This window comes from Terrabacter sp. Ter38, assembly GCF_024519435.1.
Lineage (GTDB): Bacteria > Actinomycetota > Actinomycetes > Actinomycetales > Dermatophilaceae > Terrabacter.
On sequence record NZ_JALJRZ010000007.1, the window covers coordinates 165,431 to 185,118 of the forward strand.

The 19,688-nt window shown below is 71.2% G+C and carries 16 protein-coding genes; 11 read left to right on the forward strand and 5 right to left on the reverse strand.

Annotated features, from left to right (window positions below):
- The first annotated feature begins 118 nt into the window (after positions 1-118).
- From uvrA to NR112_RS15580, 11 genes are all read left to right on the forward strand, one after another.
- Complete coding sequence (gene uvrA / locus NR112_RS15530) at positions 119-3,295, forward strand: excinuclease ABC subunit UvrA (protein ID WP_256795212.1); 3,177 nt, start codon at positions 119-121, stop codon at positions 3,293-3,295.
- Entirely contained in the window at positions 3,292-3,864 is a 573-nt protein-coding gene (locus tag NR112_RS15535) for a Rieske (2Fe-2S) protein (protein ID WP_256795213.1), read from the forward strand. The genes uvrA and NR112_RS15535 overlap by 4 nt, the downstream gene beginning before the upstream one ends.
- A gap of 164 nt (positions 3,865-4,028) precedes the next feature.
- A complete protein-coding gene (gene uvrC, locus NR112_RS15540; protein ID WP_256795214.1) occupies positions 4,029-6,080 on the forward strand; it encodes an excinuclease ABC subunit UvrC in 2,052 nt (683 codons plus the stop codon).
- Positions 6,077-6,994, forward strand: coding sequence for an RNase adapter RapZ (gene rapZ / locus NR112_RS15545; protein WP_256795215.1), 918 nt, complete (start codon positions 6,077-6,079; stop codon positions 6,992-6,994). Before uvrC ends, rapZ begins: the two co-directional genes overlap by 4 nt.
- Positions 6,991-7,977, forward strand: coding sequence for a uridine diphosphate-N-acetylglucosamine-binding protein YvcK (gene yvcK, locus NR112_RS15550; RefSeq protein ID WP_256795216.1), 987 nt, complete (start codon positions 6,991-6,993; stop codon positions 7,975-7,977). The genes rapZ and yvcK overlap by 4 nt, the downstream gene beginning before the upstream one ends.
- 78 nt (positions 7,978-8,055) lie before the next feature.
- Entirely contained in the window at positions 8,056-9,036 is a 981-nt protein-coding gene (gene whiA / locus NR112_RS15555; RefSeq protein ID WP_028785583.1) for a DNA-binding protein WhiA, read from the forward strand.
- A gap of 201 nt (positions 9,037-9,237) precedes the next feature.
- Positions 9,238-10,242 carry a type I glyceraldehyde-3-phosphate dehydrogenase gene (gene gap / locus NR112_RS15560; RefSeq protein WP_256795217.1) on the forward strand — a complete coding sequence of 335 codons (1,005 nt, stop codon included), beginning with the start codon at positions 9,238-9,240 and terminating at the stop codon, positions 10,240-10,242.
- A 106-nt stretch (positions 10,243-10,348) separates the two neighbouring features.
- On the forward strand, positions 10,349-11,557 hold the full coding sequence (pgk, locus tag NR112_RS15565) for a phosphoglycerate kinase (protein ID WP_256795218.1): 1,209 nt from the start codon (positions 10,349-10,351) through the stop codon (positions 11,555-11,557).
- Positions 11,557-12,369, forward strand: coding sequence for a triose-phosphate isomerase (gene tpiA, locus NR112_RS15570; protein ID WP_256795219.1), 813 nt, complete (start codon positions 11,557-11,559; stop codon positions 12,367-12,369). The genes pgk and tpiA overlap by 1 nt, the downstream gene beginning before the upstream one ends.
- Before the next feature lie 147 nt (positions 12,370-12,516).
- Complete coding sequence (gene secG / locus NR112_RS15575; RefSeq protein ID WP_020144105.1) at positions 12,517-12,762, forward strand: preprotein translocase subunit SecG; 246 nt, start codon at positions 12,517-12,519, stop codon at positions 12,760-12,762.
- Between the two features lie 12 nt (positions 12,763-12,774).
- The gene (locus NR112_RS15580; protein ID WP_081633871.1) at positions 12,775-13,125 is read left to right on the forward strand and encodes an RNA polymerase-binding protein RbpA; all 351 of its coding nucleotides are present in this window, start codon (positions 12,775-12,777) and stop codon (positions 13,123-13,125) included.
- A 108-nt stretch (positions 13,126-13,233) separates the two neighbouring features.
- Here NR112_RS15580 and pgl read toward each other — a convergent pair whose 3' ends face one another.
- The 5 genes from pgl to tal are packed head-to-tail and all read right to left on the reverse strand — an operon-like array spanning position 13,234 to position 19,688.
- Positions 13,234-13,968: a 6-phosphogluconolactonase gene (gene pgl, locus NR112_RS15585; protein WP_256795220.1), complete on the reverse strand. Its 735-nt coding sequence runs from the start codon at positions 13,966-13,968 to the stop codon at positions 13,234-13,236.
- A complete protein-coding gene (gene opcA / locus NR112_RS15590; RefSeq protein WP_256795221.1) occupies positions 13,965-15,404 on the reverse strand; it encodes a glucose-6-phosphate dehydrogenase assembly protein OpcA in 1,440 nt (479 codons plus the stop codon). Before opcA ends, pgl begins: the two co-directional genes overlap by 4 nt.
- Entirely contained in the window at positions 15,401-16,942 is a 1,542-nt protein-coding gene (gene zwf / locus NR112_RS15595) for a glucose-6-phosphate dehydrogenase (RefSeq protein WP_256795222.1), read from the reverse strand. The genes opcA and zwf overlap by 4 nt, the downstream gene beginning before the upstream one ends.
- Positions 16,939-18,579 (reverse strand): glucose-6-phosphate isomerase, encoded by a 1,641-nt coding sequence (locus tag NR112_RS15600; protein ID WP_256795223.1) that lies wholly within the window; start codon positions 18,577-18,579, stop codon positions 16,939-16,941. The genes zwf and NR112_RS15600 overlap by 4 nt, the downstream gene beginning before the upstream one ends.
- Positions 18,576-19,688 (reverse strand): transaldolase, encoded by a 1,113-nt coding sequence (tal, locus tag NR112_RS15605; RefSeq protein WP_256795224.1) that lies wholly within the window; start codon positions 19,686-19,688, stop codon positions 18,576-18,578. Before tal ends, NR112_RS15600 begins: the two co-directional genes overlap by 4 nt.

A 19,688-nucleotide genomic window follows, 5' to 3' on the forward strand; every position in this document is an offset into this window, starting at 1 on the left:
ATGCCGTCCTGGCGGGCCGGGCGCTCCTGTCGCCGCGGCGCGTGGCGGGGTGGGTACGTCCCGTGAGATGTCCAGCCTTGAACCGCCGATGGGGGGACTGTCGGTCACCCCACCTAGCATGTTGCGCGTGACTGCTACGCCCACCGGCAACGCCCATTCCCTCGTCGTCCGCGGCGCGCGCGAGCACAACCTGCGCGACGTGTCCGTCGACCTCCCACGCGACAGCCTCATCGTCTTCACCGGGCTCTCGGGGTCGGGCAAGTCGAGCCTCGCGTTCGACACGATCTTCGCGGAGGGGCAGCGTCGCTACGTCGAGTCGCTGTCGGCGTACGCCCGGCAGTTCCTCGGCCAGATGGACAAGCCCGACGTCGACTTCATCGAGGGACTCTCGCCCGCGGTCTCCATCGACCAGAAGTCGACCAACCGCAACCCGCGCTCGACCGTCGGCACCATCACCGAGGTCTACGACTACCTCCGCCTGCTCTTCGCCCGCGCGGGCCGGCCGCACTGCCCCGTCTGCGGCGAGCCCGTCACCCGGCAGTCGCCGCAGCAGATCGTCGACCAGCTGCTGACCCTCGAGGACCGCACCCGCTTCCAGGTGCTCGCACCCGTCGTCCAGGGCCGCAAGGGCGAGTTCGTCGACCTCTTCGCCGAGCTGCAGACCAAGGGCTTCTCGCGTGCCCGCGTCGACGGCGAGGTCGTGTCCCTCGCCGAGCCCCCCGCGCTCGAGAAGCAGAAGAAGCACACGATCGAGGTCGTCGTCGACCGCCTCGTCGCCAAGGGTGACGACGCCGGCTCCAAGCGTCGCCTCACCGACTCCGTCGAGACGGCCCTCGGGCTCGCCGGTGGCGTCGTCATCATCGACTTCGTCGACCGCGACGCCAAGGACAAGGACCGCGAGCGCCGCTTCTCGGAGAAGATGGCCTGCCCCAACAACCACCCGCTCGGCATGGACGAGATCCAGCCGCGCTCGTTCTCGTTCAACTCGCCCTTCGGCGCCTGCACCGAGTGCACGGGCATCGGCACCGAGCTCGAGGTCGACCCCGAGCTCGTCGTGCCCGACGACGACCTGTCGCTCGCCGAGGGCGCCATCGCCCCTTGGGCGCAGGGGTCGGGCTCGGCCGAGTACTTCCAGCGCGTCATGGGCGCCCTCGCCGAGGACATGAAGTTCTCGATGGACGCACCCTTCCGAGCGCTGCCGGCCCGTGCCAAGGAGGCGCTGCTCACGGGCCAGAACTACAAGGTCCACGTCAAGTACAAGAACCGCTACGGCCGCGACCGCTCCTACACGACCGGCTTCGAGGGCGTCGTCCCGTTCATCAAGCGCCGCCACTCCGAGACCGACTCCGAGTGGAGCCGCGACCGCTACGAGGGCTTCATGCGCGAGGTCCCGTGCCCGGTCTGCAAGGGCGCGCGCCTCAAGCCCGAGTCGCTCGCCGTGCTCGTCGGCGGCAAGAACATCTCCGAGGTCTGCGGGCTCGCGATCAACGAGGCGGCCGGCTTCCTCGACACCGTCGACTTCACCTCGCGCGAGAAGCAGATCGCCGAGCGCGTCATCAAGGAGATCGACGCCCGGCTCGGCTTCCTGCTCGACGTCGGGCTCGACTACCTCTCGCTCGACCGCCCGGCCGGCACCCTCTCGGGCGGCGAGGCGCAGCGCATCCGGCTCGCGACCCAGATCGGGTCCGGCCTCGTCGGCGTGCTCTACGTCCTCGACGAGCCCTCGATCGGCCTGCACCAGCGCGACAACCACCGCCTCATCGAGACGCTGACGCGCCTGCGCGACCTCGGCAACACGCTCATCGTCGTCGAGCACGACGAGGACACCATCGCGTCGGCCGACTGGGTCGTCGACATCGGCCCGGGTGCCGGTGAGCACGGCGGCCACGTCGTGCACTCAGGGACCGTCAAGGGACTGCTCGAGCACCCCGACTCGCTGACCGGCATGTACCTCTCGGGTCGCCGTGAGATCCCGTCGCCCGACGTGCGCCGCGGACACGACGGTCGCCAGATCACCGTCAACGGCGCCCGCGAGAACAACCTCCAGAACGTCTCGGTGAACTTCCCGCTCGGCAACCTCGTGGCCGTCACCGGGGTGTCGGGCTCGGGCAAGTCGACGCTCGTCAACGACATCCTCTACAACGTCCTCGCCAACAAGCTCAACGGTGCGCGCCACGTGCCCGGCCGTCACAAGTCCGTCACGGGCCTCGACCATCTCGACAAGGTCGTGCACGTCGACCAGAGCCCGATCGGGCGCACCCCCCGGTCGAACCCCGCGACCTACACCGGCGTCTTCGACAACATGCGCAAGCTCTTTGCCGAGACGACGGAGGCCAAGGTGCGCGGCTACCAGCCGGGCCGGTTCTCCTTCAACGTCAAGGGCGGACGCTGTGACGCGTGCTCCGGCGACGGCACGATCAAGATCGAGATGAACTTCCTGCCCGACGTCTACGTCCCGTGCGAGGTGTGCCACGGGGCCCGGTACAACCGGGAGACGCTGGAGGTGCACTTCAAGGGCAAGACGATCGCGGACGTGCTCGACATGCCGATCGAGGAGGCCGCCACGTTCTTCGAGGCCGTCCCCGCGATCGCGCGTCACCTCAAGACCCTCAACGACGTCGGCCTGGGCTACGTGCGCCTCGGCCAGCCGGCGCCGACCCTCTCCGGTGGTGAGGCCCAGCGCGTCAAGCTCGCCAGCGAGCTGCAGAAGCGATCCACCGGACGCACCATCTACGTCCTCGACGAGCCGACCACCGGCTTGCACTTCGAGGACATCCGCAAGCTCCTCGACGTGCTCCAGGGCCTCGTCGACAAGGGCAACACCGTCATCGTCATCGAGCACAACCTCGACGTCATCAAGAACGCCGACTGGATCATCGACATGGGGCCCGAGGGCGGCTCCGGCGGTGGCACGGTCATCGCGGAGGGCACGCCCGAGGACGTCGCCGAGGTGGCCGCCAGCCACACCGGCCGGTTCCTCAAGCCGATCCTCGAGCGGACGGCCCGCACGACGAGCCGCGGCGCGGCACGCACCCGGGCCAAGAAGGTGACGGCCTCAGCGGCCGCTGCGGGCTCGGCTGGCTCACAGCGGGCTGACGGCGGGGGCACATCGACGCCGCGCACCGTGAAGGCACAGACGACGACGAAGGCGACGAAGGCGACGAAGGCAGCCACGGCACCGAAGGCGAGCGGTCGCGCACGAGGAGGTGCCACCACCGCCGCTGCGAAGAAGACCACGTCGAGCACCACCGTGAGCAAGACGAGGTCGACCACGACCCGGAAGAGGAACGCATGACCGAGCGCACGCACTCCAGCACCACCGAGCCGACCAGCAGCACGAGCACCTCCGACACGTCGTCCACTCCGTCCGCCCTCCCGTCCACCGGCGCCGCCGAGCCGAGCCTCGCCGACCGCATCTCGGTGCTCACCGACCGCCGCGGCGTCCTCCGGGTCGCCGGGGTCGTCCTCGGGGCCGGAGCGCTGGCCGCGTGCAGCAGCCCGCCCGTCCCGACGACCCCGGCCGACTCGGCGTCGAGCAACGTTGCTGCCGCTCCGTCCTCCGGGGCGAGCTCCGCCGCCGGCGGCGGCACCCCGACGTCCGAGATCCCCGTCGGCGGCGGCAAGATCTTCGCCGACACCGAGACCGTCGTCACCCAGCCGACCGCCGGCACGTTCAAGGCGTTCGACGCCGTGTGCCCTCACCAGGGCTGCACCGTCAGCTCGGTCGAAGGCGGCCAGATCATCTGCCCCTGCCACCAGAGCCACTTCGACGCCACGACCGGCGACCGCGTGTCCGGTCCGGCGCCCACCGGCCTGACCGCCAAGAGCATCACCGTCACCGGCGACACCTTCACCGTCAGCTGAGCGTCACCCGCTGTCGTATGCCGCCCGGTCGGCGCGCCCTCGGCGCCCGGCCGGGCGACGTGCGTCCCGGCCCGGCATCCTCCCGGCGCCATCACGGATCGGCCGACACGGCATGCGCGAGGACGCCCTGCGACGACGTCGGTGGGCCGACATAGGGTGGGAACGTGGCGGACCCGACGACCTACCGACCCAAGCCGGGAGAGATCCCAACCGACCCGGGCGTCTACCGTTTCCGCGACGCGCACGGCCGGGTCATCTACGTCGGCAAGGCCAAGTCGCTGCGTCCGCGGCTGTCGTCCTACTTCCAGGACATCACGGCCCTGCACCCGCGCACCGCGACGATGGTCACGACGGCGAGCTCGGTCGAGTGGACCGTCGTGCGCACCGAGGTCGAGGCCCTGCAGCTCGAGTACTCCTGGATCAAGGAGTTCGACCCGCGCTTCAACGTCAAGTACCGCGACGACAAGTCCTATCCCTTCCTCGCCGTGACGATGGGCGAGGAGTTCCCGCGGGCCCAGGTCATGCGCGGCGCCAAGCGCAAGGGCACCCGCTACTTCGGGCCCTACGGCCATGCCTGGGCGATCCGCGAGACCCTCGACCTGCTGCTGAGGGTCTTCCCGGTGCGCACGTGCTCGTCCGGCGTGTTCAAGCGTGCGACGGCGAGCGGACGACCGTGCCTGCTCGGCTACATCGACAAGTGCTCGGCGCCGTGCGTCGGCCGCGTCACCGCCGAGGAGCACCGGGCCATCGCCGAGGACTTCTGCGACTTCATGGCCGGCAACACGACGCGCTTCGCCAAGCGCCTCGAGACGCGCATGAAGGAGGCGGCCGCCGAGCTCGACTTCGAGCAGGCCGCCCGCCTGCGCGACGACATCGGGGCCCTGACCAAGGCGCTCGAGAAGCAGGCGGTCGTCCTCGGTGACGCCACCGACGCCGACGTCTTCGCCCTCGCCGACGACGACCTCGAGGCCGCGGTCCAGGTCTTCCACGTCCGGGGGGGTCGCATCCGCGGCCAGCGGGGCTGGGTCGTCGAGAAGGAGAGCGAGGACGTCCCGACCCTCGTCGAGCACCTGCTGCTGCAGGTCTACGGCGACGCCGAGCGCGACGCGATCCCGCGCGAGGTGCTCGTGCCGAGCCTGCCGTCCGACCCCGAGGCCGTCACCGAGTGGCTGTCCTCGGTGCGCGGCTCCGCGGTCAGCGTCCGCGTGCCGCAGCGCGGCGACAAGCGCACCCTGAGCGAGACGGTCCGGCGCAACGCCGAGCAGTCGCTGGCCCGGCACAAGGTGGCCCGCGCCGGCGACCTGACGCTGCGCAGCAAGGCCCTGCAGGAGCTGCAGGACTACCTCGGCCTCGACGACGCGCCGCTGCGCATCGAGTGCTACGACGTCAGCCACGTCCAGGGCACCAACGTCGTGGCGTCGATGGTCGTCTTCGAGGACGGTCTGGCCCGCAAGAGCGAGTACCGCCGCTTCATCGTCCGGGGCGCGGCCACCGAGGACGGCGAGCCGGTCACCGTCGACGACACCGCCGCGATGCGCGAGGTGCTGACCCGCCGGTTCCGGCGCTACCTCGAGGACGCCGAGGGAGCCGGCGACCTCGACCTCTCGACGGGGGTCGTCGGCGGGGCGACCGACGGCGCGGGAGGGCCCGACGCGGCGGGGCCGTCGGACGACGACGAGCCGTCCGCCTCCGGCCCGATCGACCCCGAGACCGGACGGCCTCGACGGTTCGCCTACCCGCCCAGCCTCGTCGTCGTCGACGGGGGCCTGCCGCAGGTCAACGCCGCCCAGGCCGTGCTCGACGAGCTCGGCATCGAGGAGGTCGCGGTCGTCGGGCTCGCCAAGCGCCTCGAGGAGGTGTGGGTCCCGCGCGACGACCACCCGGTCATCCTGCCCCGCACGAGCGAAGGGCTCTACCTGCTCCAGCGTCTGCGCGACGAGGCCCACCGCTTCGCGATCACCTTCCACCGGCAGCGGCGATCCAAGGCGATGACGACCTCCCAGCTCGACGGGATCCCCGGGCTCGGCGCGAGCCGTCAGAAGGCCCTGCTGCGCCACTTCGGTTCGGTCAAACGCCTTCGCGCGGCGGACACCACGGACATCATGGCCGTACCCGGCTTCGGCCGGTCGCTTGCGTCGGCCGTCGTCACCCACTTGGCTGAGGGAGCACCCCAGGAGCCAGCCGTGAACCTCACGACGGGAGAAGTGCTCGAATGACCGCCGACACCAGGCGCACACCGCAGACGCCCTTGGCCGACGCTCCGATCGTCATCGTCACCGGGATGAGCGGGGCCGGACGCAGCACGACCGCCAACGTCCTCGAGGACCTCGGCTGGCTCGTCGTCGACAACCTGCCGCCACAGCTGCTCACGCACCTCGCCGAGCTGCGCGACGAGGCCCGTGCCCAGCACCCCGAGGCTCACCTCCAGCAGGTCGCCGTCGTGGTCGACGTGCGCTCGCGCGGCTGGTTCGCGCAGCTCGAGGGCGCCATCGGTGCGGCCCGCGAGCGCGGTGAGCGTCCCAGCCTCGTCTTCCTCGACGCCACGGACGAGGCGCTCGTGCGACGCTTCGAGAGCGTGCGCCGCCCGCACCCACTCCAGGGTGAGGGCCGCCTGCTCGACGGCATCCAGCGCGAGCGGGAGCTGCTGCTCGACCTGCGCTCGTCGGCCGACGTCGTCATCGACAGCTCGGGCCTGAACGTCCACCAGCTGAGCGCCAAGCTCTCCTCACTCTTCGCAGGTGACCGGCGTGTCCAGCTGCGCATCGCCGTCATGTCGTTCGGCTTCAAGTACGGCCTGCCGCTCGACGCCGACGTCGTCTTCGACATGCGATTCCTGCCCAACCCCTACTGGGTCCCCGAGCTTCGGGCGTTGACCGGGCGCGACACTCCCGTCAGCGAGTTCGTCATGAGGCAGGAGGGCGCCGAAGAGTTCCTCGACCGCGCCGGCGACCTGCTCGACACGATGATCGACGGCTACGTCCGCGAGGGTCGCCGCTACGTCACCGTGGCCGTCGGTTGCACCGGCGGCAAGCACCGGTCGGTCGCAATCGCGGAGGCGCTGAGCGAGCGGCTCGGCGGCCGCGACCGCGTCGACACGTTCGTCGTCCACCGCGACCTGGGTCGGGAGTGACCGGGACGACCGCGGTGACGGCCCAGCGACCACCCCTCGGCTCCTCGCACCACCGGCGCATCGTCGCCCTCGGTGGAGGTCACGGCCTGGCCGCGGCGCTGACCGCGCTCCGGCTGCTCACCGACAACGTCACCGCCGTCGTCACCGTCGCCGACGACGGCGGGTCGAGCGGGAGGCTGCGCGAGGAGTTCGACGTGCTGCCCCCGGGCGACCTGCGGATGGCGCTCTCGGCGCTGTGCGACGACAGCGACTGGGGCCACACCTGGCGCGACGTGCTCCAGCACCGTTTCGCCGGCACGGGGGACCTCAAGGGCCACGCGCTCGGCAACCTCATGATCGTCTCGATCTGGGAGCTGCTCGGGGACACGGTGCAGGGCCTCGACCTCGTGGGGCGCCTGCTCGGCGCGCGGGGCCGGGTGCTGCCGATGGCAGCCGAGCCGCTCGAGATCGTCGCCGAGATCCGCGGCCACGACCCGGCCCGCCCCGATGCCACGGTCGACGTGCGCGGGCAGCACCGCGTCGCGTCGTCTCCGGGCATCGTGTCGTCGATCGGGATCGTGCCGACGTGTCCGGAGCCCTGCCACGAGGCGCTCTCCGCCGTCCGCGACGCCGACTGGGTCATGCTCGGACCCGGGTCGTGGTTCACGTCCGTCATGCCGCACCTGCTGGTGCCCGATCTCGTCGACGCGCTCGTCTCGACGCCGGCCAAGCGGCTGCTCAACCTCAACCTCGAGGTGCACAAGGGCGAGACCCGCGACTTCCGGGCCGAGGACCACCTCGCGTCCTTCGCCGCCAACGCTCCCGACCTCCGGCTCGACGTCGTGCTCGCCGACCCGAGCGTCGTCCCCGACGGTGCCTCCCTGCGGGCGGCAGCCGCCGAGCTCGGGGCCGAGCTCGTCGTCGCGCCGGTGGCGGCCCGCGGCGAGCTCGGGGTCCACGACCCGCTGCGCCTCGCGGCAGCGCTACGCGACGTCATCTCCTGATCTCGTGGCGCCGCCGTCCGCAGAGCGGGCCGGGGCTCCCGCGCGAGGGTGCTTGATCAGGGTGGCAGGATGTCGCCCATGGCCATGACAGCAAAGGTGAAGGACGAGCTCTCACGCCTCGAGGTGACCAAACCCTGCTGTCGCAAGGCCGAGGTCTCGACGATGCTCCGCTTTGCCGGCGGGCTGCACATCATCGGGGGACAGATCGTCGTCGAGGCCGAGCTCGACACCGCGAACGCCGCACGGCGCCTGCGCCGCAACATCGCCGAGGTCTACGGGCACAAGAGCGACGTGCTCGTCCTCGCCGCCGGCGGTCTGCGTCGTGGCTCCCGCTACGTCGTCCGGGTCGTCGAGGAGGGCGCCACGCTCGCCCGACAGACCGGGCTCATCGACACGCGTGGCCGTCCCGTCCGCGGCCTGCCGCCCAAGGTGGTCAGCGCCGCGACGTGCGACTCCGAGGCGGCCTGGCGCGGCGCCTTCCTCGCGCACGGCTCGCTCACCGAGCCCGGGCGCTCGTCGGCGCTCGAGGTGACGTGCCCCGGTCCCGAGGCCGCGCTGGCCCTCGTCGGCGCCGCACGTCGCCTCGGCATCCAGGCCAAGGCCCGCGAGGTCCGCGGCGTCGACCGGGTCGTGATCCGCGACGGTGACGCCATCGGCGCGATGCTGACGCGTCTCGGGGCCCACGACGCCGTCATGGCGTGGGAGGAGCGGCGGATGCGCCGCGAGGTGCGGGCCACGGCCAACCGCCTGGCCAATTTCGACGACGCCAACCTGCGCCGCTCCGCGCGGGCCGCCGTCGCCGCCGGGGCCCGCGTCGAGCGCGCCATGGAGCTGCTCGGCGAGGAGATCCCCGACCACCTGCGTGAGGCCGGTGTGCTCCGCCTCGAGCACAAGCAGGCCAGCCTCGAGGAGCTCGGCCAGCTGGCCAAGCCGCCGATGACCAAGGACGCCGTGGCCGGTCGCATCCGTCGCCTGCTCGCCATGGCCGACAAGCGGGCCGAGGAGCTCGGGGTCGCCGGCACCGACGCCAACCTCACGGCCGACATGCTGGAGAGCTGAACCGAGGGCGTCCGACGCCGTCGTCGCGTGCCCGCGCCCCAGAGGGCGGCGCGTGCTGAGCGCGTGCTCACCAAGCCCTGAGACTGCCCCGTCGGCGTCGCAGGCGACGCACTAGGGTGTGGTGTGATCGAGGTCGCAACGGGGCGGCCCAAGGTCTGGCATTTCGTCCGACACACAGTCTCACCGAAGAGGTGCACAGCAGTGACCGTTCGCGTTGGTATCAACGGCTTTGGCCGCATCGGCCGCAACTTCTTCCGCGCCATCGTGGCGTCCGGAGCCGACATCGAGGTCGTGGCCACCAACGACCTCATGGACAACAAGACCCTCGCCCACCTGCTCAAGTACGACTCGATCCTGGGCCGTTTTCCCGGTGAGGTCACCTACGACGACACGTCGATCATCGTCGACGGCAAGGCCATCCGTGTCTTCGAGGAGCGCGACCCCGCCAACATCGACTGGGCCGGGGTCGGCGCCGACATCATCGTCGAGTCCACCGGCTTCTTCACCGACGCCCAGAAGGCCAAGGCCCACATCGACGGTGGCGCCAAGAAGGTCATCATCTCGGCCCCGGCCAAGAACGAGGACATCACGATCGTGATGGGCGTCAACGACGAGCTCTACGACCCCGCCGCGCACACGGTGATCTCCAACGCCTCGTGCACGACGAACTGCCTCGCGCCGATGGCCAAGGCCCTCAACGACGAGTTCGGCATCGTCAAGGGACTCATGACGACCATCCACGCCTACACGCAGGACCAGAACCTCCAGGACGCCCCGCACAAGGACCTCCGTCGGGCCCGCGCCGCCGCCCTCAACATCGTCCCGACCACGACCGGCGCCGCCAAGGCCGTCGCCCTCGTGCTTCCCGAGCTCAAGGGCAAGCTCGACGGCTACGCCCTGCGCGTGCCGGTGCCGACCGGCTCGGCCACCGACCTGACCTTCGAGGCCGGCCGCGAGACGACCGTCGAAGAGGTCAACGCCGCCGTCAAGGCGGCCGCCGAGGGCCCGATGAAGGGCTACCTCGTCTACACCGAGGACGAGATCGTCTCCAAGGACATCGAGACCGACCCCGCCTCGTGCATCTTCGACGCCGGCCTCACCAAGGTCATCGGCAACCAGGTCAAGGTCGTCGGCTGGTACGACAACGAGTGGGGCTACTCCAACCGCCTCGTCGACCTCGTCGCGCTCGTCGGCTCGTCGCTCTGAGCCACTCGGCCACCGTCCTCGGTGCTCTCCCGAGCACCCCGGGCGGTGGCCGCACCCTTGTCACCCGTGCCCGCCCCACTCCCCAACTGACGAAGAGGCATCCCGCGTGAAGACCACCAGCGACCTCGGGGACCTGCGCGGCAAGCGCGTCCTCGTCCGGTCCGACCTCAACGTGCCGCTCGACGGCTCGACGATCTCCGATGACGGCCGCATCCGCGCCTCGGCCCCGACGATCAAGGGCCTGGCCGACGCCGGGGCCCGCGTCATCGTCTGCGCCCACCTCGGACGTCCCAAGGGCGCCCCCGAGGCCAAGTACTCCCTCGCGCCGGTGGCGAAGCGACTCAGCGAGGTGCTCGGCACCGACGTCGTCTTCGCCGACGACACCGTCGGTGACGACGCCAAGGCCAAGGCCGCAGCGCTCGAGAACGGACAGGTGCTGCTCCTCGAGAACCTCCGCTTCAACGCCGGAGAGACCGGCAAGACCGACGATGAGCGTGCCGCCTTCGCGGGCGAGCTCGCCTCTCTCGCAGACGTCTTCGTCTCCGACGGCTTCGGCGTCGTGCACCGCAAGCAGGCGTCCGTCTACGACGTCGCGCGGCTGTTGCCGCACGCCACGGGCGACCTCGTCTCCACCGAGGTCGACGTCCTGCGCCGCCTGACGAAGGATCCCGAGCGGCCGTATGCCGTCGTCCTCGGGGGCGCGAAGGTGTCCGACAAGCTCGGTGTCATCGGAAACCTCCTCGGCACGGCGGACCGTCTCCTCATCGGTGGCGGCATGGTCTTCACCTTCCTCGCCGCGCAGGGCCACGAGGTCGGCACGAGCCTGCTCGAGGCCGACCAGGTCGACACGGTCAAGGGCTACCTCGAACGGGCCGAGAAGGAGGGCGTGGAGATCGTGCTCCCCGTCGACGTCGTCGCCGCCGACGCGTTCAGCGCCGACGCCCAGCACGAGGTCGTCGCAGCCGACGCCATCCCGGCCGATCGCATGGGACTCGACATCGGACCCGAGTCGAGCCGTCTGTTCGGCGAGAAGCTCGCCGACTGCCGAACCGTCTTCTGGAACGGCCCGATGGGCGCGTTCGAGATGGAGCCCTACGCCGCCGGCACCAAGGTGCTGGCGCAGGCCCTCGTCGACATCACGAAGGGCGGCGCCCTGACGGTCGTCGGCGGCGGCGACTCCGCGGCAGCCGTGCGTCAGCTCGGCTTCGCCGACTCCGACTTCGGCCACATCTCGACCGGCGGCGGTGCCAGTCTCGAGTACCTCGAGGGCAAGGAGCTGCCCGGACTCACGGTGCTCGAGGAGGGCGACGCCTGATGGCCAAGGACACCAAGCCGGTCGGGCGGGTCCCGCTCATGGCCGGCAACTGGAAGATGAACCTCGACCACCTCCAGGCGACGCACCTCGTGCAGAAGCTCGACTGGACGCTGCGCGACGCGAAGCACGACCACGCGGCCGTCGAGATCGCCGTGCTGCCGCCCTTCACCGACCTGCGCTCGGTCCAGACGCTCATCGAGGGCGACAAGCTCGACCTCAGGTACGGCGCGCAGGACCTGTCGCCGCACACCTCGGGTGCCTACACCGGTGACATCTCGGGCGCCTTCCTCGCCAAGCTCGGCTGCACGTACGTCGCCGTCGGGCACAGCGAGCGGCGCGAGGGCCACGGCGAGACCGACGCCGTCGTCAACGCCAAGGTCAAGGCGGCCTATGCCCACGGCCTGACGCCGATCCTCTGCTGCGGCGAGGCTCTCGACGTGCGCAAGGAGGGCCGCCAGGTCGAGCACGTCGTCGCCCAGCTGCGCGAGAACCTCGACGGGGTGACCAAGGAGCAGGCTGCGTCGGTCGTCATCGCCTACGAGCCGATCTGGGCCATCGGCACGGGCGAGGTCGCCACCCCGGACGACGCGCAGGAGGTCTGCGCGGCCATCCGCACGCTGCTCGCCGAGCTGTACAGCGGCGACGTCGCCGACGGCGTCCGCGTCCTCTACGGCGGCAGCGTCAAGTCGGGCAACGTCGCCGCGATCATGGCCCAGGAGGACGTCGACGGCGCCCTCGTCGGCGGTGCGTCGATCGACCCGACCGAGTTCGCGTCGATCTGTCGCTACCGCGACCACGTCGGCACGTCCTGATACGTTCCCGTCGGCCGGACGGATCCCCACGGGGCCGTTCGGCCGATGGGCCCTCGGGCAGGTATCCTTGCCCGAGCCCCGGAACACGCGGGGGAGTGGCCGTCCGGCCCGACGACCCCCGAGATCCCGACGATTTGGAGTGACCACGTGGATGCGGTTCGCATCGTGCTTCAGGTCCTGCTGGTGCTGTCCAGCATGGTCCTGACCCTCTTCATCCTGCTGCACAAGGGCAAGGGTGGCGGCCTGTCCGACATGTTCGGCGGGGGCATGTCCACGTCGCTCGGTGGCTCATCGGTCGCCGAGCGCAACCTCGACCGCTTCACGGTGGCCGTGGCGCTCGTGTGGGCGACGGCGATCATCGGTCTGGGCCTCCTGGCCCGTTTCGCGAGCTGAGAGAAGGAACAGATGGCCAGCGGTAACGCCATTCGTGGAAGCCGGGTCGGCGCCGGCCCGATGGGCGAGGCGGAGCGCGGCGACGCCGCCCCTCGCGTCCACATCTCCTACTGGTGCTCCAACGGGCACGAGACGCGTCCGAGCTTCGCCGAGGAGCCCGGCATGGTGCTGCCCGAGACGTGGGACTGCCCGCGCTGCGGGTTCCCGGCCGGCCAGGACAAGGACAACCCTCCGGCCCCGCCGAAGGTCGAGCCCTACAAGACGCACCTCGCCTACGTGAAGGAGCGTCGCAGCGACGCCGACGGCGCCGCGATCCTCGACGAGGCCCTCAGCACGCTGCGCGAGCGCGGCCTCATCCAGTGACCTCGCAGGTCACCCGCGGGTGACCTGACCCACGCAGGGCCCGGGAGGATCTCCCGGGCCCTGCGTCGTGTCGTATGCCGTCCGGTGCCGCGCGGCCTGCCGCGTCGGTCAGTCGAGGGCCGAGGCTGCGTCGGCATCGACGAGCCACAGGGTCGCGTCCGTGCCCGCGGGTCCGGCCGCGGGGACGTCCCAGCGGTCCGCACCCGGGACGAGCGCCGCCTTGACCGCCTCGGCCTTGTCGGCTCCGGACACGAGGAACCACACCTCGTGGGAGCGCTCGAAGCACTCGAAGGTGAGGCTCACCCGGTCCGGTGGCGGCTTCGGCGAGTCGTGCACGGCGACCGCGATCGCGTCGGTCACCCGCTGGGCCGGGTGGTGCGGGAAGAGCGAGGCGACGTGACCGTCCGGGCCGACGCCGAAGAGCACGACGTCCCACGCCTTCTGGCCGTGCTCGCGGATCGTTCGGGCGTAGGCCACGGCGCTGGCATCGGCGCTCTCCGAGGCGTCGGGACCGGCCACCCGGTGCACCTTCGCCGGGTCGAGTCCCAGCGCGCTGAGACCCGCCTCGTCGTTCTGGGTGTCGTTGCGGTCGAGGTCACCCGCCGGCAGGTAGCGCTCGTCGCCCCACCACACGCGTACCCGTGACCAGTCGACGGCCGAGCGGCCCGGCGTCGCCAGGACGGAGGCGATGATCGCCGATCCCATGGACCCGCCGGTGAGAGCCACCTGGGCCTCGGGATTGCGAGTCTGGGCGTCGATCACAGCGGTGACGAACCGGGCCGCGGCGGCGTCGGCCAGGGACTGCTTGTCCGGGTGGACGACGACGCGCGGCTCGGCGGTCACGGGGTCGCCGTCCCGCTCGCCGCCTTCGTGGCCGTGGTGGCCTTGCGAGCCGTCGCCTTGCGGGTGCCCGCCGTCGTCCGCGACGCGGCCTTCGTCGTGCTCTGGGCCGCGCCCGTCTTCGACGCACCCTTCGTCGCGGCGCTCCGGGTGGCCGACGTCGCGGCCGCCTTCGTCGTCGCCCGCGTGGCGGTGGCTCGCGTGGCGGTGGCTCGCGTGGCGGTGGCTCGCTCCGTCGGGGACGCCGTCCCGGCCGCGGTCGTGGTCGACGACTCGGTCCCGGACGCCTTCTTCCGGTTCTTCGCTGCCTGCTTCTCGCGGGGCGTCCGCTTGCCGGCGAGCTTGCGGACCGTGGCCGCGTGCACGTCGGCGGTCTCGGCGTGCTCGGGCGCCGGGGGAGCCGTGATCATCGCGCTGGCCTCCTGCGCCGACTCGTCACGGCCGAGGCGGGCCGCGAGGCGACGCGACTCGGCGGGGTCCGGAGCCTTGCCCGCCTTGGCCGCCGCGGCTGCGGTGAGACGCACCGGCTGGAGCGCCCCGAGGCCGTGCAGCAGCGCGTCCTCGTAGGCGTCGTCCGGGTCGAGGCGACGCAGCTCGTCGGCCAGGCACTCCGGCAGCTCGCGCCGGGGCAGGCTGATCCGGCGGTCAGGCTGACCGGTCTGCGAGAGCGTCGCGACGACGTCGCCGGGACGCACGAGGTCGATGGGGCCGCTCTTGCGCTCGAGGCGGACCGAGCTGATGCCCGAGCCCCGCGGGGTCGAGACCCGGTGCACGGGCACGCGGAGCCGCCGCGAGAGCCAGCCGGCGAGCAGGTCGCTCGACGGGGAGTCGGGCGCGCCGCTGACGACGGCGCCGGTGATCGGCTCGTAGGGCGGCTGGTCGAGCGCGGCGGCGAGCAGACCGCGCCAGCGGGTCAGGCGGGTCCACGCGAGGTCGGTGTCGCCCGGCGCGTAGTTCGCCGCGCGCTTCTTGAGCATGAGCCGCGGGTTGCGGTGCTCGGCCGCGTCGGTGATCCGTCGCTGGGCCATCGCGCCGATGGGATCCTTGGCGACGTCCGGCGGTGCCTCACCGGGCCACCAGGCCACGATGGGGGAGTCGGGCAGCAGGAGCGGGACGACGACGCTCGGGCCGTGGTTGGCCAGCGCGCCGTAGAGGCGGAGCACGACGATCTCGCTCGCGCCGGCGTCACCGCCGAGGCGGATCTGTGCGTCGAGGCGGTTCTTGCCGCGACGGTCGCCGGCGATGACGACGATGATGCGGCAGGGGTGCTGGCGGCTCGCCTGGTTGGCGATCTCGATGGCGTTGCCGGCGTCGGTGTCCTCGACGACCACGACGAGCGTCAGCACGCGGCCGAGGGCCATCGCTCCGACCTCGTTGCGCAGGCGCACCAGCGTCTTGCTGATCCCGGTGGTCGTGGTGTCGGTCAGGTCGCGGATCACGGCATCCTCCACGTACGTCCGTCGCGTTCGAGCATCTGGTCGGCCGAGGGTGGACCCCACGTCCCCGCGGGGTACTGCTGGGGCTTGCCGGACTTGGCCCAGTGCTTCATGAGCGGGTCGAGGATCCGCCAGGACGACTCGACCTCCTCGTGCCGCGGGAAGAGTGGCGGGTCGCCGAGGAGCACGTCGAGGATGAGGCGTTCGTACGCCTCGGGCGAGGCCTCGGTGAACGACGAGCCGTAGCCGAAGTCCATCGTGACGTCGCGGACCTCCATCTGCGCGCCCGGCACCTTGGAGCCGAAGCGGATGGTGACGCCCTCATCGGGCTGCACGCGGATGACGATGGCGTTCTGGCCGAGCTCCTCCGTCGCGGTGTGCTCGAAGGGCAGGTGCGGCGCGCGCTTGAAGACGACCGCGATCTCGGTGACGCGCTTGCCGAGGCGCTTGCCGGTGCGCAGGTAGAAGGGGACACCCGCCCAGCGGCGGGTGTCGACCTCGAGGGTCACCGCGGCGAAGGTCTCGGTCACCGACTTCGGGTCGACGCCGTCCTCCTCGAGGTAGCCGACGACCTCCTCGGCGCCCTGCCAGCCACCGGCGTACTGCCCGCGGGCGGCGCCCTTGTCGAGGTCCGCGGGGAGGCGGACGGCCGAGAGCACCTTCTCCTTCTCGGCGCGAAGGTCCTTGGCGTCGAAGGAGACCGGCTCCTCCATCGCGGTGAGCGCGAGGAGCTGGAGCAGGTGGTTCTGGATGACGTCGCGCGCCGCACCGATGCCGTCGTAGTAGCCCGCGCGGCCCGCGATGCCGATGTCCTCGGCCATCGTGATCTGCACGTGGTCGACGTAGTTGGCGTTCCACACCGGCTCGAAGAGCTGGTTGGCGAAGCGGAGGGCCAGCAGGTTCTGGACCGTCTCCTTGCCGAGGTAGTGGTCGATGCGGAAGACGGAGTCCGGCGGGAAGACGCCCTCGACGATCTCGTTGAGCTCCTGGGCGCTCTTGAGGTCGTGGCCGAAGGGCTTCTCGATGATGACCCGTCGCCAGCTGTCGCCCTCGGCCTTCGTCAGGCCGCACCGCTCGAGCTGCTCGCACACGGTCGCGAAGAACCCCGGGGGGATCGAGAGGTAGAAGGCGTGGTTGCCGCCGGTGCCGCGGTCCTGGTCGAGCTCGTCGACGGTCTTGGCGAGCAGGTCGAACGCCGCAGGGTCGTCGAACGTGCCGGGCACGAAACGGAAGCCCTCGGAGAGGTTGCGCCACACGTCCTCGCTGAAAGGGGTGCGGGCGTGCTGCTTGACGGCGTCGTGGACGACCTGGCCGAAGTCCTGGGCCGCCCAGTCACGGCGGGCGAAGCCGACGAGCGAGAAGCCCGGCGGCAGAAGCCCGCGGTTGGCGAGGTCGTAGATCGCCGGCATGAGCTTCTTGCGCGCCAGGTCACCGGTCACGCCGAAGAGGACGAGGCCGCACGGTCCGGCGATGCGGGGGAGGCGCTTGTCCTCGGCGGTGCGCAGCGGGTTGTGCCCGTGCGAGATGCGCGCAGGACTCATGCGCGTCCTCCTGCCAGCAGCGCCTCGCGCAGCTGCGCGAGACCTGCGTCGTGGTCGGTGAGGTGCAGCTGGAGGACGGGGCGGCCGTGGTCGGCCAGGACCGCGGCGTCGCCGCCTGCCTGTGAGGCGATGAAGTCACCGAAGGTGAACTCGCGTCCGGGGATCGCGAGGTCCTCCTTGGGTGCCGTCGTGATCTGGAGGTAGACGCCGACCGCCGGGCCGCCCTTGTGGAACTGGCCGGTCGAGTGCAGGAAGCGTGGGCCCCAGCCGAACGTCGTCGGACGCTCGGTGCGACGGGCGAGCGGGACACGGCACTCGGCGAGGTCGGCGTCGGCCAGCCGGTCGAGGTAGGCCATGACGGCGACGTAGCCGTGTTCCGGGTCGAGCTGCGCGAAGAGCGCGTCGAGGGCCGCGGGCACGGTCTGCGCCTCGCCGAGCCAGTCGCCTGACCCACCGAGCGTGCGGATCTCGATAGCGCCGTCCGTCGCGGCGGGGTCCGTGCTCGCACCCGTCCCCTGGTCGAGCAGGGCACGGGCGGCCTTCTTGGCGCTCTCGACGTCGGGCTGGTCGAAGGGGTTGATGCCGAGCAGGCGCCCGGCGACGGCGGTGGCCACCTCCCACAGGAGCAGCTGGGCACCCAGGGCGCCGCCCACGCGTACCTCCGACGCGACGTCGCCCGACGGGGCCGAGTCGCTGTCGGCGTCCACGAGACGCGCCACGGTGACGTCGGCCGCGGGCCAGGCCACCTCGGGGTCCTCGTCGCCCCCGGCGACGACCGGCAGGACGCCGGTGCCGTTCTTGCCGGTGGACTCGGCGATGAGCTGCTCGGCCCAGTCGGCGAACCCGACGATGCCGGAGCCGTCGTCGACGAGGACGAGCTTGTCACGCAGGGGGTCGGTGCCACCCATGGCGGCGCCGAGGCGCAGGCCGGGGTTGGCGTCGTCGTCGGCGGCCAGCACGTCGGCGACGGACTCGGCCTCGTCGAGCAGGGCCTCGACGTCGACGCCGGCGAGCCCGCTCGGCACGAGGCCGAAGGCGGTCAGCGCCGAGTATCGGCCACCGACGTCGGGGTCGGCGTTGACGACGCGGTAGCCCTTGGCGCGGGACTCCTCGTCGAGCGGGCTGCCCGGGTCGGTGACGATGACGATGCGCGACGCGGGGTCGATGCCGGCCTCGGTGAACGACTGCTCGTAGGCACGACGCTGGGAGTCGGTCTCGACGGTGGAACCGGACTTGCTCGAGACGACGACGACGGTGTGGTCGAGGTCGTCGCCGAGGGCGCGCCGGACGTAGTCGGGGTCGGACGAGTCGAGCACGACGAGCGGCTTGCCGGCCGTGGCACAGATGACCTCGGGTGCGAGCGAGGAGCCGCCCATGCCGCAGAGGACGACATGGGTCAGGCCCTGCTCGGCGAAGGAGTCGCGCAGCGCCGCGATCTCACCGACGAGGGGGCGCGACGACCGCGGGAGGCCTACCCAGGACAGGCGGATCCGCGACTCGGGCTCGGCGTCAGGACCCCACAGGGTGGCGTCCTGGGCGAAGAGGCGGCTCGCGACGGAGTCACCGACGAGGCTCGGCACGTGCCTCCCGATCGCGTCCGCCGCTGCTCCTGATGCGCTGACGGACAGCGAGCTCATGCCGTCACCTTCTCCATCTCCGCGGTGACGCCGTCCAACAGCTCGCCCCACGCCTTCTCGAACTTGTCGACACCCTCGGTCTCGAGCAGGTCGACGACCTCGTTGTACGAGACACCGACGCCCTCCAGGTCGTCGAGGACGTTGCTGGCCAGCTCGTAGCCTCCGGTCACCGTGTCGCCGTGGATGTCGCCGTGGTCGGCCGTCGCCTCGAGCGTCTTGCCGGGCATGGTGTTGACGACGTCGGCGGCGACGAGCTCGTCGACGTACATCGTGTCGGGGTAGGCCGGGTCCTTGACGCCGGTGGACGCCCAGAGCGGACGCTGCACGTTGGCGCCGGCCTCGGCGAGCGAGCCCCAGCGCGGCGTCGAGAAGACCTCCTCGAAGGCCTGGTACGCGAGCCGCGCGTTGGCGAGACCGGCCTTGCCCTTGAGGGCGCGGGCCTGCTCGGTGCCGATGGCGTCGAGCCGCTTGTCGATCTCGGTGTCCACGCGGGAGACGAAGAACGAGGCGACCGAGTGGATCGTCGACAGGTCGTGCCCGTTGGCGTGCGCCTTCTCGAGGCCCTCGAGGTAGGCGTTCATGACGGCGCGGTAGCGCTCGAGGGAGAAGATCAGCGTCACGTTGACGCTGATGCCCTCGGCGATGGTGGCCGTGATCGCCGGGAGGCCTGCCTTCGTCGCGGGGATCTTGATGAGGACGTTCGGGCGGTCGACGGCGGCATACAGCTGCTTGGCCTGCTCGACGGTCTTGTCGGTGTCGTGAGCCAGGCGCGGGTCGACCTCAATGGAGACGCGGCCGTCGACCCCCTTCGTCGACTCGTAGAGCGGGAGGAAGAGGTCGCACGCGCGGCGCACGTCGGAGGTCGTCAGCTCGAAGACGACGCCCTCGACGTCCTTGCCGTCCTTCGTCAGCGCGGCGAGGTCGTCGTTGTAGCGCTCTCCCTTGGACAGGGCGGCCTGGAAGATCGACGGGTTCGACGTCAGGCCGACGACGTTGCGCCCCTCGATGAGCTCGGAGATCTTGCCGGTCTCGATGAGCTCGCGGGACAGGTCGTCGAGCCAGATGGAGACGCCTGCTTCTGAGAGGGCCTGGGTGTTCGGGTTGGTCAT